The organism is Fulvivirga marina (assembly GCF_016775155.1).
GTDB lineage: Bacteria > Bacteroidota > Bacteroidia > Cytophagales > Cyclobacteriaceae > Fulvivirga > Fulvivirga marina.
The window spans coordinates 107,160-124,915 of record NZ_JAEUGD010000031.1 but is presented as its reverse complement, the minus strand read 5'-3'; the positions used below and the strand labels follow the sequence as shown (position 1 = coordinate 124,915).

Sequence of the window (17,756 nt, the reverse complement as noted above, 5' to 3'; positions counted from 1 at the left end):
TTTATGGGATTATCCTCTACAGATTCATTTGACGAAAGTTCGTCAAGGAACGCTCAAGGCGTTCAGCCAGACCATAAGGAGTGTCTGAAGATACTTAATCTGGTTCTTGATGAAGAAGCCGGTCCTAAAGAGCAGGAATATTTCAAAAAACATATTGAGAACTGCATGCCTTACTATGAGATCTATAACGTTGATAAGGCTATCAAAGAGTTGATAAAGCAAAAATGTTACGATAAAGAGGTACCCAGTGACCTTGTAGACCAGATCAAGTCCAAAGTATTTCAAGGCGCTGAAGAATAAATAATGCATAACGGTAAAGCTATTATCTTTTCCGCTCCATCCGGATCGGGTAAAACAACTATTGTAAAACATTTATTGGCCACCAACCCTAAGCTAGGGTTTTCGATATCCGCTTGTACAAGGGATAAACGTGGACGAAATGAAGAGAATGGCAAGGACTATTACTTTCTCACCCCTGGAGATTTTAAGAGGAAAATCGATAATGAAGAGTTCATAGAGTGGGAGGAAGTATATGCTGGTAACTTCTATGGTACGTTAAAGTCGGAGGTTGAAAGAATCTGGCAGGAAGGTAGACATGTAATTTTTGATGTGGATGTCAAAGGTGGGTTGCACTTAAAGGAATATTTTGGAGAAAGAGCACTGGCAGTTTTTGTAAAGGTACCTTCCATAGATGAACTCAAAGATCGCTTGATGGATCGCCAGACTGAGACAGAAAACAGCCTGTCGCAAAGAGTATTTAAGGCGAAGTTTGAGATGACATTTGAAGATAAATTTGATGTTACCCTCATCAATAAAGATCTTGATGAGTCTTTGAAAAAAGCAGAAGAATTAGTCGATAATTTCATCAATTCAGACGTAAAGGCTATATAACAGTTTTGCGTAGAGTCTGAATACAGAAAAAATCTTTACATGAAGATCGGTTTGTTTTTTGGGTCGTTTAATCCGGTTCATATTGGGCATCTCATTATTGCCAATGTAATGGTGGAAACGACGGATATTGACAAGGTGTGGTTTGTAGTGTCTCCACAAAATCCATTCAAGAAGAGAAGATCACTTTTACATGAGTTTGATCGGTTTGATATGGTTAACTCCGCAATTTTTGATAATTATAACCTTAGGGCTATAGATATTGAGTTTAATATGCCCAGGCCAAGTTATACCATAGATACCTTGGTATATCTAACTGAAAAGCATCCTGACTATTCGTTTAAACTGATCATAGGAGAGGATAACCTTAAAAGTTTCCCCAAGTGGAAAAATCATGATAAAATACTGGATCAGTATGGGCTTTATGTTTACCCCAGGCCAAATTCGAAGCCTTCTGAAGTTAAGGGTCATCCCAATGTAAGAATGGTGGAGGCACCCATGCTTGATATATCGGCTACCTTCATTAGAAATTGTGTAAAAAAAGGACAATCTGTTAAATATCTTGTTCCTGATAGCGTTGAAGAGATGATTCGTGGAAAAAAGTTTTATATGTAACATTATTTCTTGTATCTCGTCATTGCTTAGTATTCTGATATCAAAATAAATTTCATGAAGTGTAAACATCTGCTTGTACTGTTAGTGTTATGTTTTTTCAGTACAGTTTTGGCTCATGCAGGAGGTGTGAGAGGTGTAGTTAAAGGGGACGATGGAGAACTATTATCATTTGCTACAATATATGTGAAGGAAATCGGTACGGGAACTACCACCAATGCTGAAGCATACTACGAAATTCAACTAGCTCCCGGGAATTATCAAATTATTTTTCAATATGTAGGTTACGAATCACTGTTAAAGGAAGTTCAGGTTAACGAAGATTTTATTGAACTGAATGTAGTGCTTCGTACGCAGGTAATGCTGCTCAAGGATATTGAAATACTGGCAGGTAAGGAGGACCCAGCGTATACCATTATGCGAAAGGCTATTGCCAAAAGTAAGTTTCATACACAGCAAGTAGATCGATATACCGCAAGGGTATATATCAAAGGTACAGGGCAATTAATAGATTACCCTTTTTTTATGAAAGGAGCCATGGAAAAAGAGGGGTTTGATCCTGATCGGGTATTTATTACGGAATCTGTTAGTGATATAGAGTATGTCAGACCTAATATATATAATGAGAAGGTGATTTCTATTTATACCCAAGGTGATGATAATAATACTGATCCGAATGCCTATGTAAATGGGTCTTTTTATGAACCTGAGGTGGCTAAGTCAGTTTCCCCCTTATCCCCTAAAGCCTTTTCTTACTATAGGTTTGTTTATGATGGTACTTATAGAGATCAGGGTTTTGAAGTGAGCAAAATAAAAGTTATTCCACGCTCCAGAGGGGATAATGTTTTTGAAGGTTATATCAATATTGTTGAGGATTACTGGAGTATTTATAGTCTTGACCTTAAAGTAACGAAGCTTGGAGTAAATTTCCGTATTGAGCAAACCTATGAGCCGGTGGAGAAAAATGTATGGCTGCCTGTCACCCATAAGTTTTATGTTAAAGGGAAAGTGCTGGGGTTTGAGTTTATGGGTAATTACCTGGCTACAGTGAGTGACTATAAGATAGAGATCAATCCCGATCTGGATTTGGAAATAGCGGTGATAGATGAAAAAGTTGAGGAGGATTTAGCTGGTAAGTTGGAACAACAGGTCAAAAACGAAGAGACTAGTGAGATACAGGAGATGCTTACTTCGGGGAAGGAGGTGACGAGGAAGCAATTGAGAAAAATTATGAGGGCATATGAGAAAATGGAGCTTAAGCAGCAAAAGGAGCCTGATATTATATCGAACCGGACCTTCAAGGTTGATACACTCGCCTATGAGCAGGATTCAAGCTTTTGGGCAAACATAAGGCCAGTGCCGTTGACTCAGGCTGAGAAGAAAGGGTATGCAACAGCTGATAGTTTGGCCAATATCGAAAAGTTGGAGCGAGAGGGAGATACATTAAAAACAACCAAACGTAAAGGCTTTCATATTCAGGATATTGTTATTGGTAACACATATAAGATTGCAGATAAAACACATCTGCGGATTCATACCCCACTTTTAGGTACTAACTATAATACTGTAGAAGGCTTTAATGTTGATTATGCAATTTCTTTTACAAAAACATTTGATAACAAGAATTGGTTAAGTCTGAAGCCTACCGTACGTTATGCATTTGCAAGAGAAAAGCTTTCAGGGAAATTTGATCTGGGCTATGGTTTTGGGGATTTTGACAATCGAAGCGATATAGTACTTACCTTTGGAAGGTACATCAACCAGTTTAATAATGATGAACCAATAAACCGGTATGTTAATACATTTATGACTCTGTTTCTGGAGCGAAATTATATGAAAATCTATGAGAAGGACTTTCTTGAATTTTCTTATAAAAAGAAAATCAATAGTAAGCTGAACATGAGTTTGAATATGCAAATGGCCGAGCGTAGAGAGTTATTCAATAATACTGATTATAGGTTTTTTGATATTGAAGGCGATGGTTTTACAGCTAATGCTCCCCTAAGTCTGTCTATTCCGATGACCACATTTCAAGAGCATAGAGCGCTAACTGCCGAGGTGAATTTTGTGTACAAGCCATGGGTAAAGTACAAGATTTATAATGGGAAGAAATCTGCAATTGATAAATCTTCACCCATTATTCAACTAAGTTATATAAAGGGTATTTCAACATTTGATAGTGAAGTTGATTACGATATGGTTGAGCTGGACTTTAAATATGGGTTCAACATTGGTATACGAGGTCACGTGGATGTTATGCTCAGAGCTGGTACATTTCTTAATAATGATAAAATGTATTTTATGGATTATAAGCATTTTCTTGGAAATAGGACGCCGTTTGTAACTACTGACCCCGTTGGTAGTTTCAGAATGCTTGACTACTATACCTTTAGTACTAATGAAGAGTATTTTTCAGGAAACTTGCATTATCAATTCCGTAAGTTTTTGATTACCAGAATGCCTTTGGTCAGACTATCAGGAGTTAGAGAAAGCTTTTTCGTTAACCATCTGATCAATAATGTAACAACCAGTTCGGGGTATACTGAATTAGGCTATGGTATAAACTATATTTTACGCGTATTCAGGCTAGAAGCAGTCACCTCTTTTTATGATGGGAAATATCAGGATTTTGGTGTGAGGATTGGTATTGCTACCAATTTTGATGATATTTTTTAGATTAACTTAGGGAGTCAATGGCTTATTGAACAGCGTTGAATACAGGAAATAAAAAAGCCACTATAGTGGCTTTTAAGTCAAGTATTTAAGTTTAATATTTCAAATACTAATATTAAACCGTCATTATCTCGGATTCCTTTTTAACTAGAATTTCATCAATTTTCTTATTGAATTCATCAGTTAAAGCCTGGACTTTATCTTCGGCTCTTTTAATCTCATCCTCAGAAACTCCATCTTTTTGAAGTTGCTTAAGGTTGTCATTAGTTTCTTTTCTTATATTTCGGACGCTGATCTTGCCTTGTTCTCCTTCATGCTTAGCCTGTTTTACTAGTGTAACCCTTCTCTCTTCTGTCAACTGTGGTACATTGATAATCACTTGCTCCCCATCGTTTTGAGGGTTAAGACCGAGGTCGCTGTTAATGATAGCCTTTTCAATTTCAGGAATTACATTCTTTTCCCACGGTTTGATCATCAGTGTCCGGGCATCAGGAGTGGTAACAGATGCTACCTGATTAATTGGGGTTGGGTTTCCGTAATAAACTACCATTAACCCTTCCAGCATGCTTGGAGTTGCTTTACCCGCTCGGATTTTTACCAATTCACTGCTTACGTGCTTAATAGCTTTATTCATTAAATCCTTGGCCTCGTCAAGGTACATGTTTATTTCTTCCATGGTTTTGTCTAGATTATCTTTCTAAGTATAAGAAATAGGTGAAAGTTAGGTTATCAAAGTACCGGCATTTTCGCCATGAAGAATATTCAGCAGGTTATCCGGTTTATTCATATCAAATACAATAATAGGCAGGTTGTTTTCCTGACACAAAGTGAAGGCTGTCATATCCATGATGTTAAGGTTCCTTTCATATGCCTCTTGAAATGATAGCTCTGAGTACCTTTCGGCGGTAGGGTCTTTTTCAGGGTCAGCAGTGTATACACCATCAACGCGGGTTCCTTTTAGTACCACATCAGCTTGAATTTCTATTGCCCTGAGGCTTGCTGTAGAGTCAGTGGTGAAGTACGGGTTACCAATACCGGCGCCGAAAATTACGATCCTTCCCTTTTCCAAGTGTCTGATAGCTCTTCTTCTGATAAATGGTTCACAAACCTGCTCCATTTTTATACCAGACATTAGCCTGGTGTAAAGTCCGACGCCTTCAAGAGCACTTTGTAGAGCCATGCCATTGATTACAGTGGCTAACATGCCCATATAATCTCCCTGCACCCTTTCTATACCTGCAGCTTCTGCCATTACACCTCTGAAGATGTTTCCACCACCAATAACAATGGCAATTTCAACCCCTTTTTCTTTTACCGCTTTAATTTCATTTGCATATTGCAGCAGTCTGTTAGGGTCTATGCCATACTGTCCAGATCCCATTAAAGATTCACCACTAAGCTTCAGTAATATTCGTTTATATCTCATTGAAAGTAGGAAGATTATTTTAGTTTAAATTGCTGCAAATATAACAGGGATAAATGAATATTTCAGGGGTGATTATTAAAATTGGACCAACACCTGATTTTTTTCTACGCTATCCCCTTTTTTAACCTTCACTGACTTCACTACTCCATCACCACCAGCCTTGATAACATTCTCCATTTTCATGGCTTCCAGTATCATTATTGAATCCCCTTTTTTTACTTCATCTCCCTCGGATACCTGAATTTCAAAGATCAACCCGGGCATCGGTGCCTTAACATCATTCATCTGTGCAGAAGCAGATACATCCATGCCAAGTTTTTCAAGAAGTAGATCAAACTTATCCTTAAGCTCTATATCGTACTTATTGCCGTTGATCTTCAGTGTGACATTTTTATTCTTTAAGTCAGCTTCAACAATTTCAGCCCTGTATGAACTGTTGTCTTTAATGATGTGGTATGACTGATCGTTAATCTTGGCAATGTCCCACTCAAAAGACTGGTCATCAATCTCTATCTGACCGTCCTTAAGCTTTACTTCAAAACTATTGTTGTTAACGTTTACTTTATACATAATTTATTAGGCTATAGGGCCAAAGATAAAATTGCTCTGCGGTTTTACCTGACGAATTTATCATTATTTGAGATAATAACCACTTTTTGGTACCTTTACAAGTAAATAGGGGTGCCTAAATACAAGGGCTGAGATTATACCCACGACTCTGAGAATTGATGAGTTGAAACCTGATCCGGGTAATGCTGGCGTAGGGAGGTATGTTAAAATTGATCCGGGAACCCCCTGTTTCGGGTTTAGTTAACAGAATAATTAAAGTTCAAGATGAAGGTATTGTTTATCGCGGCTTCATTGCTGATGTTGTCTTATGTTACTCACGGACAATTTGTTGTTAAGGGTACGGTTAAAGATGCTGAAACCGGAGAGGTGCTCCCGGCTGCCAATGTGTTTTTGGGAGAAAGAGTAGTGCCTGTAGGTGCGGATGGTTTGTTTCAGTTTGAGAAGGTTAATGCTGGTGATTATTTATTAAAGGTAACTTTCATAGGGTATAATACTCATGAACAGAAGCTGAATATAACGGATAATGAGAGTTTGGAAGTAGCTTTAACCCCCGATGTTTATATGACAGATGAGGTGATAGTTTCAGCTACCAGGGCAAATGATAAAACCCCGACTACTTTTACTGTAGTAAATAGAGAGGAAATTGAAGATAATAACCTGGGGCAGGACCTTCCATTTGTACTTAATTGGACGCCCTCTTTGGTTACCACCTCGGATGCGGGGGCAGGAGTTGGGTATACCGGATTAAGGATACGAGGAAGTGATGCGACGAGAATAAATGTGACCATTAACGGAGTGCCACTCAATGATAGCGAGTCTCAAGGAGTTTTCTGGGTGGATATTCCGGATATAGCATCGTCAACAGAAAATATACAGATACAACGTGGAGTGGGTACCTCTACTAATGGCGCGGGAGCTTTTGGAGGTACTATCAACTTGCAAACCAACATCAAGCAGGCAAAACCCTATGGAGAATTGATCAATTCCTTTGGTTCGTTCGATACCAGGAGACATACACTGGGTTTTGGTACAGGCCTGATTGATGACAAGTGGACTTTCAATGGGCGATTATCAAAAATTGCGTCTGACGGGTATATAGACAGGGCAACCTCCGATTTGAATTCTTATTATTTGTCTGGTGGCTTTTATGGTAAAACCACTTTGGTTAAAGCTCTGGTGTTCGGAGGTAAAGAGCGTACCTACCAATCATGGTACGGTACGCCAGAGGCTGTTCTGGAAAATGATATTGAAGGTATAGAAGCTGTAATTACCAATAATGGAGTAAGTGATGCGCAGGCAGAAAATCTTCGAACTTCAGGGAGAACATTTAACTGGTATATGTATGAAGATGAGGTTGATGACTACCAACAAGACCATTATCAATTGCATTTGTCTCAGCAATTAATGTCTGACTTTGCGGCTAACATATCTTTGCACTATACTCATGGGAGAGGGTACTATGAGCAATTTAGGGAGGGTGATGATTTTGAGGAATATGGTCTGCCGAACCTAACTATTGGAGATACTACTATCACCTCCACTGACCTGATCAGAAGAAGATGGCTAGACAATGATTTTTATGGCTTCACTTATTCACTTGATTACCAAAGCAAGCGTTTGAATGCTGTATTAGGGGGGGCTTATAACATATATAAAGGGGATCACTTTGGAGAGATCATATGGGCTGAGTTTGCTCAGGGTACTTCCATTGAGCAAAGGTATTATGACAATACTGGGGATAAAAATGACTTTAATGTATTTATGAAAGTTAACTACCAGTTAATAGAAAAATTGAGTGCCTTTGGTGATCTGCAATACCGTAATGTAAAATATAATGTTGCCGGGCTTGATAATGATCAAAGGCTTTTAGGTTTATCAGCTAAATATGATTTCTTCAATCCGAAATTTGGGTTTGTATATACACTAGATGCAAGTAGTAATATTTATGCTTCGTACAGTATAGCTAATAGAGAGCCGGTGCGTAGTGATTTTATAGATTCTCCATCCAGGCCCGAGCATGAAACTTTGCGAAACCTTGAAGTCGGCTTTAGAAGGAATACTTCTGGTTATCAAATTCAGGCCAACTATTATTTAATGGATTATGAAAATCAACTAGTATTAACAGGAGAACTCAACGACGTGGGTAGTGCTCTGAGAACTAATGTACGGAATAGCTATAGAACAGGTGTTGAAATACAAGGACGAGTATATCTACTGGATTGGTTGAGGGTGATGGCTAATGCTACGTTTAGCCAGAATAAAATAGGTTCATTCAGAGAAGTTATATACGATTATGGACCTGCTTTTGATGAATACAACATCATAGAGAATAAATATAAAGATACTGATATTGCATTCTCACCTAATATTATAGCAGGTTCTCAAATTACATTCATTCCAATCAGGGGGCTTGAGCTATCCGTGCTGTCCAAATATGTGGGTAAGCAATACCTGGATAACACATCAAATGATAACCGATCTTTAGATGCTTATTTTGTGAATGACCTGAGGTTGATGTATACAATACATACAGACCTTATTAAGGATATAGCCTTTACTTTTCAGGTAAATAATGTGTTTGATGAGTTGTATGCTTCAAACGGTTATACATTTGGCTATCAGGGTGGAGCTGATTATGTTGTAAGAGAAAATTATTATTACCCACAGGCTACCAGAAACTTTCTAGCTTCAGTAGCATTGAGGTTCTAAGGTTATTCAGGCCTAAGGCTTTTGAAACAAGTGAAAATTTTGTAGGTACGGGGCCGCTGCATGCTTCAACAAAAACTTCGCAGGGTCTAACGGCCTATCTATTGTAATAGTACTTGTCAGGATTTACCTTTGCAGGGCAAAAGCTTATCCTGATGGAATCATCCTCACGTTATAGACCGAATAACTTTTCCTTGTCAGGGTTTATACAGCTTACCCGGTTTTGGAATTTATGGATCATTGTGTTTGCACAATATTTCACGGCCTTATTTCTGATAAGAGCCGAGAGAAGTATAAGTTACTATTTGGCTAGCCATGAACTGTTTTTGCTGTCGCTATCTTCGGTGCTGGTTGCTGCAGCGGGCTACATTATAAATGATTATTATGATGTTAAGATTGATCTGATTAACAAACCACATAGGGTGGTAGTGGGTAAGGTATTGAAGAGGCGTGTAGCTATGGTAGCGCACACAGTGCTAAATTTTACAGGTATTGGGCTGGGATTTTTGCTCTCATGGGAAATAGGAATTATAAACTTTACTTCGGCACTCTTGCTTTGGCTATACTCCAATCAGTTAAAAAGGATGCCCTTTATAGGGAATTTTGTTGTGGCGATTCTTACAGGGTTATCCATTTATATTGTTGAAATTCTTTTCCGGTCAGGTAACCTGTTGGTAGTAGCTTATGCACTTTTTGCTTTTGTATTTACGCTTATCAGAGAGATCATTAAGGATATGGAAGATCTGAAAGGAGACGCCACCTTTGGGTGCAGGACTTTACCCGTGGTGTATGGGTTAAGAAAGACAAAGAATGTTGTTTATATATTGTCACTCGCCTTTTTTATAGGGCAGTGCTTTTTAGCTTATATTTTTGTAGGGAAAGAGGTAACTCTTTTTTGTTTGTTGTTGGTTGTGCCATTGAGCTTTTTAGCTTACAAGCTTTCCAGAGCTGACACTATTAAGGACTTAAGCTATTTAAGTAACTATTGCAAATTGATCATGTTTCTTGGGATATTGAGCATGATCCTGTTTAATAAAATAATATGACCAAAATTGCCATTTTTGCCTCGGGGAGCGGCTCCAATGCTGAAAGAATCATCGAATACTTTAAGGGTAATGCCCAAATAGAGGTGAGTTTAATACTTACCAATAACCCTGAAGCCTATGTGCTGGAAAGGGCAAAGAGACTTCAGGTGCCAGCTGTGATCTTTGGTAGAGAAGACTTGATGAGTACCGATAAGGTGCTCTCTATTTTGAAAGAGCATGAAATCGATTTTGTTGTTCTGGCAGGTTTTCTTTTGCTGGTTCCGGGTAATTTGGTAGATGCCTATCCAGACAGGATCATCAATATTCACCCTGCCTTACTTCCAAAGTTTGGAGGTAAGGGGATGTATGGTGATAGGGTACATCAGGCCGTGAAATCTGCAGGTGAAGCAGAGACAGGTATCAGTATTCATTATGTCAATAAAAAGTACGATGAGGGGGAAATAATATTTCAGGCTAAGTGCCCTGTTGCCGAAGAAGATACTCCTGAGATTGTAGCTGATAAGGTTCATCAGTTAGAATACCAACATTATCCGCAGGTAATAGAATCTGTGATTAATAATTCAATTAAAAATTTATAATTTTGCAGCTTGAAATTTTTTCATACCCTGAGCTATAAAAAGAGCTGGGTCAGGGAGTTAGTTAACGCTCAATACTAATTAAAACTCATGTCTTTAAAGAAGATCAAATCGGCCTTAATATCAGTTTATTACAAGGATAACCTCGAACCGATAGTTAAGTTACTTGCGCAAAATGATGTACAGATTTTTTCAACAGGGGGTACTCAGAAGTTTATTGAGGATCTTGGTGTGGAGGTAACAGCTGTTGAGGACTTGACCAGTTACCCTTCAATATTCGGAGGACGTGTAAAAACATTGCACCCTAAAGTGTTTGGAGGGATCCTATACAGAAGGGAGTTGGCTGATGACCAGAAACAGGCAGATGAGTTTGAAATACCCAGCATTGATTTAGTAATTGTTGATCTTTATCCTTTCGAAGAGACGGTTGCTTCGGGGGCATCTGAGCAGGATATTATTGAGAAAATTGATATTGGTGGTATCTCTTTGATTAGAGCTGCAGCCAAAAATTTTAAAGATGTACTAATCGTATCGTCTCGAGAGCAATATGCCGATGTTGAGCAAATGTTGAGAGAGAAGGGAGGGGCAACAGAGCTAGCTGATAGGAAACTGTTTGCAGCCAAAGCTTTTGATATGAGCTCTCATTATGACTCTGCTATCTTTAATCATTTCAATGGAAATGGGGATGTAGGTAGTTTCAAACAAAGCCATCGAGATAAAAAGACGCTTAGGTATGGCGAAAACCCTCACCAGGAAGGGGCGTTCTACGGTGACTTGGATTCGATGCTGGAGAAACTGAATGGTAAAGAAATTTCTTACAACAACCTGGTTGACATTGATGCCGCTGTTTCGTTAATCGAAGAGTTTGATGATACCGCTTTTGCTATACTGAAACATACTAATGCTTGTGGAGTAGCTACTGGTAGCACGGTAAAAGAGGCTTATGACAGGGCTTTTGCCGCTGATACGATTTCAGCTTTTGGAGGAGTATTGATTACGAATAAAGTGGTGGATAAAGACGCAGCAGAGGCTATGCATTCTTTGTTCTTTGAGATATTAATTGCTCCCGACTTTACTGAGGATGCTTTAGAGGTATTGAAGCAAAAGAAGAATAGGATTATACTAAAGCAACAGTATAAACTGAATACCAAAAAACAATATAAAAGCTTGCTTAATGGAGTAATAGAGCAAGACAGAGATTTGAAAACTGATACGTTGGAGGACCTTAAGGTAGTGACCCAAAAGGCTCCTACTGAAGATGAAAAATCTGCCTTGATCTTTGCGAGCAAAGTGGCTAAACACACTAAGTCTAACACTATTGTTTTGGTAAAAGATGGTCAATTGATGGCTAGTGGCGTAGGGCAGACCTCGAGGGTTGATGCCTTGAAGCAGGCAATTCACAAAGCCAAGACTTTTGGTTTTGATCTTAATGGTGCAGTGATGGCGTCTGATGCTTTCTTCCCTTTTCCTGACTGCGTAGAGATCGCTCACGGTGAAGGAATAGTATCAGTAATTCAGCCTGGTGGTTCTATTAAAGATCAGGATTCCATTGATTTTTGTGATAAAAACAATATGGCTATGGTATTTACCGGAATACGCCATTTCAAACATTAAAAAAATGTAATTTTGCAAGTTAAAAAGAAACAAATTTGTAAATTTCCACTTATTGATAAGCCTAACCATTTGACAACATAACATGGGATTGTTCGATTTTTTTTCTAGTGATATAGCCATTGACCTCGGTACAGCTAACACCCTAATCATACATAAAGACAAGATAGTAGTAGATGAGCCTTCCATAATAGCCATAGATAAAAATACCAACAAGGTATTGGCTATAGGTAGAGAGGCAATGCAGATGCATGAGAAAACTCATGAGAATATCAAGACTATACGTCCATTGAAGGATGGTGTGATTGCTGATTTCCATGCTGCAGAGCATATGATCAGGGGAATGATCAAAATGATTGATAGCGGTAAGAGGATATTCCCTTCATCACACCGTATGGTAATTTGTATCCCATCAGGCATTACTGAAGTTGAAAAGAGAGCGGTACGTGACTCGGCTGAGCACGCCGGTGCTAAGGAAGTTTATATGATACATGAGCCTATTGCAGCTGCAATAGGTATAGGAATCGACATCGAACAACCAGTAGGATCCATGATTGTGGATATCGGAGGAGGAACAACTGAAATTGCTGTTATTGCACTTTCAGGAATTGTTTGCGACCAGTCAATCAGAGTTGCAGGTGATACCTTTAACCGTGACATCCTGGACTACATGAGAAGGCAGCATAACCTTTTGATAGGAGAAAGGTCTGCAGAGAAAGTGAAGATTGAGGTAGGGTCAGCGCTTACAGAGTTGGATGATGGCCCTGAGGATTACGAAATTAGGGGGCGGGATCTAATGACAGGCATTCCTAAAGTAATTAAGATCTCTTATTCCGAGATAGCATTTGCACTTGACAAGTCGGTTTCTAAAATTGAAGAAGCTGTGCTTAAGGCTTTGGAGATCTCTCCTCCTGAGCTATCGGCAGATATTTATGATAATGGTATCCACCTGACAGGTGGAGGAGCTTTGCTTCGTGGTTTGGATAAGCGTCTGGCATTAAAAACTAAATTACCCATTCACGTAGCAGAAGATCCATTAAGGGCTGTTGTAAGAGGTACAGGACATGCACTTAAAAATCTGAATTCATTTAAAGCAGTATTAATGACGTAATAGTCATTGTTTTGTAGTTAGGCTAACTAAATTTTTGACTTCGAATCAACAAGGGGTAAATGCAAAGATTATTTCTGTTTCTTTATCAATACAGAGCGTTCTTGACATTCCTTTTCCTGGAGATAATTTGTAGTTGGTTCATTATACAAAACAACAATTATCAGGGAGCTAAATTTTTTAACTCTTCCAATAGGTTGGCAGCAGGTTTATTACAGTCATCAGGCAATATTTCTGATTACTTTGGGCTGGCAAGAGTTAATGCAGATCTCGCTCAGGAAAATGCAGGTTTAAAGGAACGTCTAGAACAACTCAATCAGAGACTTGTTGAGATACAAATTTCCCATGTTAAAGATAGCTCCTTAGCAAAAACAGACAGTGTCACCATTCCTGAAACCGATAGTACAGTTGTAAAAAAATATGAATACTTCAGCGCAAAGGTTATAAATAATTCCACGAGGAGGTTTAATAACTATATAACTATTAACAAGGGGGCAGTTGATGGTGTTGAACCAGGTTTTGGAGTTATTGGTAACGACGGAGTGGTAGGGAAAGTTAAAATTGTGTCAAAACACTTTGCAGTAATCACTTCGATATTACATGGGGATGTTTTGATTTCAGCAAAAATAAAAAGAACCGGAGACCTGGCTACCGTGAAATGGGCAGGTGTTGACCCTTACGCTGCCCAGTTGATGTATGTGCCCCGGCATGTAAAACCCCTTGTAAACGATACAATAGTTACCTCGGGTTACAATGCAATATTTCCGGAAGGGATACCTGTGGGTGTAGTTAAAGATGTAGAGGTTCGTGAGGATGCGCTTTTTTACGATATTACCATATCGCTGGCTAGTGACCTAAACGAACTTTCTTATGTGTATCTCATCAAAAACAGCCTGAAAACTGAACAAGATTCTTTGGAAATTAACGCGGAGAAATTTTAATGCTAAACAGGAGACTAATATTACAAATCATTTCTTTCTTTCTGTATGTGCTAATACAGGTTCTCCTGCTTAAAAATCTGGTCCTATTTGATAAATCATTTTGCTTTCTATATATAGCCTTTCTACTTGTGTTACCTGTGGAGACTGGTGTGCTTACACTGATGATTCTGAGCTTTATTCTGGGCATATCTGTTGATATTTTTTACGATAGCCTGGGAATTCATGCAGCCGCTTGTGTGTTTATAATGTTTGTAAGGAACTACTGGCTTAACCTGCTAACTCCGCAGGGTGGCTATGACACCGGATCGATGCCTACGGTTAGGTTAAATGGCTGGCAATGGTTTAGTTTTTATACTTTGCCACTCATTTTCCTTCACCACTGTGTGTTGTTTTTTGTGGAGTCTGCTGGCTTCGGATTGTTTGGTTTTACTTTATCTAAAGCATTTTTTAGTACGTGGTTTACTTACGCCGTTATCCTGATTACGCAATACCTGTTTTACAATAAGAGGAGAGGACTATGAATGATTCACGGAAGAATGTAATTCAGTTGATTGTGATTGTCGTTGCGATGATCTTTCTGATCAAACTGTTTTCCATTCAGGTGTTGGATGATAAATATGCTCAGGCTGCAACAAGTAACATTATTCACCGGATAGTGGAATATCCGTACCGGGGCTTGATCTATGACAGAAATGGAAAGCTCATTGTGTACAATACTCCGCAATATGACTTAACTGTAACTCCCAAGGAAGTTACCAGGTTGGATACAATTCATTTTTGTGAGCTTTTCAATATTACTCCTAAGGAGTTTAAAGCCAAGTATGAGAAGATGTCTAAAACTAAGGGCTTTTCGTACGTTAAACCTAATACCTTTATTAAGCAACTTTCAAATACTGATTTGGCCAGGGTTGAAGACTATCTGGTTGATTTTCCTGGCTTTGATATTCAGGCCAGAACTACCAGAGCATATGCATATCCGGTTATGGCTAATGCACTAGGATATGTTAGTGAAATCAATCAAAGGCAGTTGGATAGAGATACACTTAATTACTATAGACAAGGCGATTACATTGGTCAAAGTGGTATAGAGGCTTTTTATGAAAAGCAACTTAGAGGTAAAAGGGGAGTTAAGTTTAAGATCAGAAATGTAAGAGGTATTGAAAAGGGAGATTTTGAAGGAGGTAAATATGATACACTTGCCATTGCTGGGGAGAATCTGATAACCACTGTTGATATCGACCTACAGCGATATGGTGAGGAACTGATGGAAGGTAAGGCAGGTAGTATCGTGGCTATAGAACCAGCTTCCGGTGAAATATTATCGATTGTGTCAGGCCCTTCTTATGATCCCAGTCGGCTTACCGGTAAAAACTATAGTACGAACTTCGCTACCATAAGCGCAGATACTCTTAAGCCGCTGTTCAACCGGCCATTAATGGCGCAGTATCGCCCAGGTTCAATTTTTAAAATTGTTCAGGCGATGGTGGCACTGGAAGAAGGGGTAGTGAACAGGCATACCAGAATAGCTTGCAACAGGGGTATAATTGGTTGTCACGGTCCACATTCATTTGAAGATCTTGTGGGGGCTATTAAGCACTCGTGCAATCCATATTTTTATACCGTAATGAAGCGTGTTGTAAACCAGGAGATTTCTCAGGATACTTATGAAGATACGCGTATAGGCCTGGCTAAGTGGCACAAGCATATAGAAAGCTTTGGCTTAGGATCGCCGTTAGGGATTGACCTGCCTAATGAAAAGTCAGGGATGGTACCTAGTGTGTCATATTATGACCGGGCATATAATAACAGGTTGTGGAAATATTCTAATATTTATTCTATTGCAATCGGAGAGGGAGAAAACCTTGTAGTACCTCTTCAAATGGCAAATTTTGCTGCTACTGTAGCCAATAGAGGGTTCTATTATATCCCTCACTTGATCAGGTCTGTTGGAGAAACAGGCCAACCGCTTCCTAAGTATACAAAGAAGCACTACACTTCAGTTTCTCCTGAGCACTTTGATATAGCGGTTGAGGCTATGGCCAAAGTAGTAGAGTCGGGAACAGGGCAATATCGGGCAAAATTAAAAGATATAGCGGTATGTGGGAAAACAGGAACTGTGCAAAATGATCCACTGCCTGACCATTCAGTTTTTATAGCTTTTGCTCCCAGGGATAATCCACAAATAGCAGTTTCCGTTTATGTGGAAGATGCAGGGCAGGGTGCCAGAGCTGCGGCTTCAATTGCAAGTTTAATGATAGAAAAATACCTGTTAGGAGAGACTCAGCGTCCTCATATAGAGGCATATGTGAAGAAAGGAGAGTTTTTATAGTGAGAAGATCGGATAGTATAGTAAGCAAGTTGGACTGGGTAACAATTTTATTGTTTTTTCTTATTGTCATATTGGGGTGGTTGAATATATATGCAGCGGTTTATGATGAGTCTGCGGCTCAGAATATATTCAGTACAACATTAAACAGTGGTAGGCAATTGATATTTATTGCTGCCTCAGTGGTGCTGATTATAACTATACTTGTTGTTGATTTTAAGTTTTATGACACTTTTGGCTACTTCATTTTTGGGGGAATAATGTTTTTACTCATTTTCGTTCTGGTATTTGGTAGAGAAGTTGCCGGCTCCAAATCATGGTTTGAAATAGGAGCTTTCAGACTCCAGCCTTCGGAGTTTGCCAAATTTGCAACAGCACTGGCTGTTTCCAAATTTATAGGAACCAGTGGGTTTAGAATGGATAATATGAAAAATCAGGTAGTGCTGTTTGGGATCATTGGGCTGCCCGTTATTCTTATTATGCTGCAGGGCGACACCGGTACTGCTATGGTTTATTCAATCTTCCTGTTTGTTTTTTTTAGGGAAGGGATGTCCCCCATGCTGCTTTTATTAGGTGCAGCCGCTTCGGTTATCTTTATTCTAACCTTATTGGTACCTAATCACCTGTATCTTTATATAGGTATAGTATCCATTGCTGGACTTGTTATCTTCTTTGGGAAAAGAACGCCAAAAAGGATAGTATTGGTCATTGCCGGAGCACTTTTGGTTACAGGGGTGATAAAAAGTGTTGACTATGTAATTTCAGATGTGCTAAAACCTCACCAGCAAAACCGGATCAAAGCACTTATTAATCCTGATGCGGACCCCTTGGGATACGGCTGGAACGTAACTCAATCCAAAATCGCTATAGGTAGCGGTGGATTTTCGGGAAAGGGCTTTCTGAAAGGGACACAAACCAAATTTGATTTTGTTCCTGAACAAAGCACGGACTTTATCTTTTGTACTATAGGGGAAGAACACGGCTGGATAGGAAGCCTTATCTTGATCTCTCTGTTTGTGACTTTGCTGCTTCGCCTCATCTTTATAGCAGAAAGGCAGAAATGGCGCTTCGCAAGGGTTTATGGATATAGTGTAGCCTGCATTTTGTTTTTCCACTTTGCTGTAAATATCGGAATGACTATTGGACTGTTTCCTGTTATAGGTATCCCACTTCCAATGTTTAGCTATGGCGGGTCTTCCCTTATAGGGTTTACTATTCTGATTTTTATCTTCCTGAAGCTGGATGCTCACAGGATGCAGGTATTGATAAGATAA

General features: G+C 39.1%; 16 protein-coding genes. 13 read left to right on the top strand and 3 right to left on the bottom strand.

The annotated features are described in order from the left end of the window. Window positions 1-3: 3 nt before the first annotated feature. Genes JMN32_RS09555 through JMN32_RS09540 form a run of 4 tightly spaced genes read left to right on the top strand, consistent with a single transcriptional unit; the run spans window position 4 to window position 4,176 of the window. A complete protein-coding gene (locus JMN32_RS09555) occupies window positions 4-300 on the top strand; it encodes an anti-sigma factor (protein ID WP_202856090.1) in 297 nt (98 codons plus the stop codon). A gap of 3 nt (window positions 301-303) precedes the next feature. Further along, window positions 304-891 (top strand): guanylate kinase, encoded by a 588-nt coding sequence (gene gmk / locus JMN32_RS09550; protein WP_202856089.1) that lies wholly within the window; start codon window positions 304-306, stop codon window positions 889-891. 39 nt (window positions 892-930) lie between these two features. Then, window positions 931-1,503, top strand: coding sequence for a nicotinate (nicotinamide) nucleotide adenylyltransferase (nadD, locus tag JMN32_RS09545; RefSeq protein ID WP_202856088.1), 573 nt, complete (start codon window positions 931-933; stop codon window positions 1,501-1,503). Window positions 1,504-1,557: 54 nt separating this feature from the next. Beyond that, window positions 1,558-4,176, top strand: a complete 2,619-nt coding sequence (locus JMN32_RS09540) for a DUF5686 and carboxypeptidase regulatory-like domain-containing protein (protein WP_202856087.1) — start codon at window positions 1,558-1,560, stop codon at window positions 4,174-4,176. 112 nt (window positions 4,177-4,288) lie between these two features. Here the strand turns inward: JMN32_RS09540 and frr are convergent, their stop codons facing one another. The 3 genes from frr to JMN32_RS09525 form a co-directional block, all read right to left on the bottom strand. After that, entirely contained in the window at window positions 4,289-4,849 is a 561-nt protein-coding gene (gene frr, locus JMN32_RS09535; RefSeq protein WP_202856086.1) for a ribosome recycling factor, read from the bottom strand. A gap of 45 nt (window positions 4,850-4,894) precedes the next feature. Then, a complete protein-coding gene (pyrH, locus tag JMN32_RS09530) occupies window positions 4,895-5,599 on the bottom strand; it encodes a UMP kinase (RefSeq protein WP_155170827.1) in 705 nt (234 codons plus the stop codon). Window positions 5,600-5,674: 75 nt separating this feature from the next. After that, a complete protein-coding gene (locus tag JMN32_RS09525; protein WP_202856085.1) occupies window positions 5,675-6,169 on the bottom strand; it encodes an acetyl-CoA carboxylase biotin carboxyl carrier protein subunit in 495 nt (164 codons plus the stop codon). A 264-nt stretch (window positions 6,170-6,433) separates the two neighbouring features. On the opposite strand from JMN32_RS09525, the gene JMN32_RS09520 reads away from it, so the two are divergent. The 9 genes from JMN32_RS09520 (at window position 6,434) to rodA (ending at window position 17,756) form a co-directional block, all read left to right on the top strand. Further along, window positions 6,434-8,878 carry a TonB-dependent receptor gene (locus JMN32_RS09520; RefSeq protein ID WP_202856084.1) on the top strand — a complete coding sequence of 815 codons (2,445 nt, stop codon included), beginning with the start codon at window positions 6,434-6,436 and terminating at the stop codon, window positions 8,876-8,878. 152 nt (window positions 8,879-9,030) lie between these two features. Then, a complete protein-coding gene (locus tag JMN32_RS09515) occupies window positions 9,031-9,921 on the top strand; it encodes a geranylgeranylglycerol-phosphate geranylgeranyltransferase (RefSeq protein ID WP_202856083.1) in 891 nt (296 codons plus the stop codon). Continuing rightward, the gene (purN, locus tag JMN32_RS09510) at window positions 9,918-10,499 is read left to right on the top strand and encodes a phosphoribosylglycinamide formyltransferase (RefSeq protein ID WP_202856082.1); all 582 of its coding nucleotides are present in this window, start codon (window positions 9,918-9,920) and stop codon (window positions 10,497-10,499) included. Before JMN32_RS09515 ends, purN begins: the two co-directional genes overlap by 4 nt. An 87-nt stretch (window positions 10,500-10,586) precedes the next feature. Continuing rightward, the gene (gene purH / locus JMN32_RS09505; protein ID WP_202856081.1) at window positions 10,587-12,110 is read left to right on the top strand and encodes a bifunctional phosphoribosylaminoimidazolecarboxamide formyltransferase/IMP cyclohydrolase; all 1,524 of its coding nucleotides are present in this window, start codon (window positions 10,587-10,589) and stop codon (window positions 12,108-12,110) included. A gap of 82 nt (window positions 12,111-12,192) precedes the next feature. Further along, on the top strand, window positions 12,193-13,218 hold the full coding sequence (locus JMN32_RS09500; RefSeq protein ID WP_202856080.1) for a rod shape-determining protein: 1,026 nt from the start codon (window positions 12,193-12,195) through the stop codon (window positions 13,216-13,218). Between the two features lie 59 nt (window positions 13,219-13,277). Then, window positions 13,278-14,156 carry a rod shape-determining protein MreC gene (gene mreC / locus JMN32_RS09495; RefSeq protein ID WP_202856079.1) on the top strand — a complete coding sequence of 293 codons (879 nt, stop codon included), beginning with the start codon at window positions 13,278-13,280 and terminating at the stop codon, window positions 14,154-14,156. Next, window positions 14,156-14,677, top strand: a complete 522-nt coding sequence (locus JMN32_RS09490) for a Rod shape-determining protein MreD (protein ID WP_238354410.1) — start codon at window positions 14,156-14,158, stop codon at window positions 14,675-14,677. The genes mreC and JMN32_RS09490 overlap by 1 nt, the downstream gene beginning before the upstream one ends. Continuing rightward, window positions 14,674-16,485, top strand: coding sequence for a penicillin-binding protein 2 (mrdA, locus tag JMN32_RS09485; protein WP_202856078.1), 1,812 nt, complete (start codon window positions 14,674-14,676; stop codon window positions 16,483-16,485). Before JMN32_RS09490 ends, mrdA begins: the two co-directional genes overlap by 4 nt. Next, complete coding sequence (rodA, locus tag JMN32_RS09480; protein WP_202856077.1) at window positions 16,485-17,756, top strand: rod shape-determining protein RodA; 1,272 nt, start codon at window positions 16,485-16,487, stop codon at window positions 17,754-17,756. The genes mrdA and rodA overlap by 1 nt, the downstream gene beginning before the upstream one ends.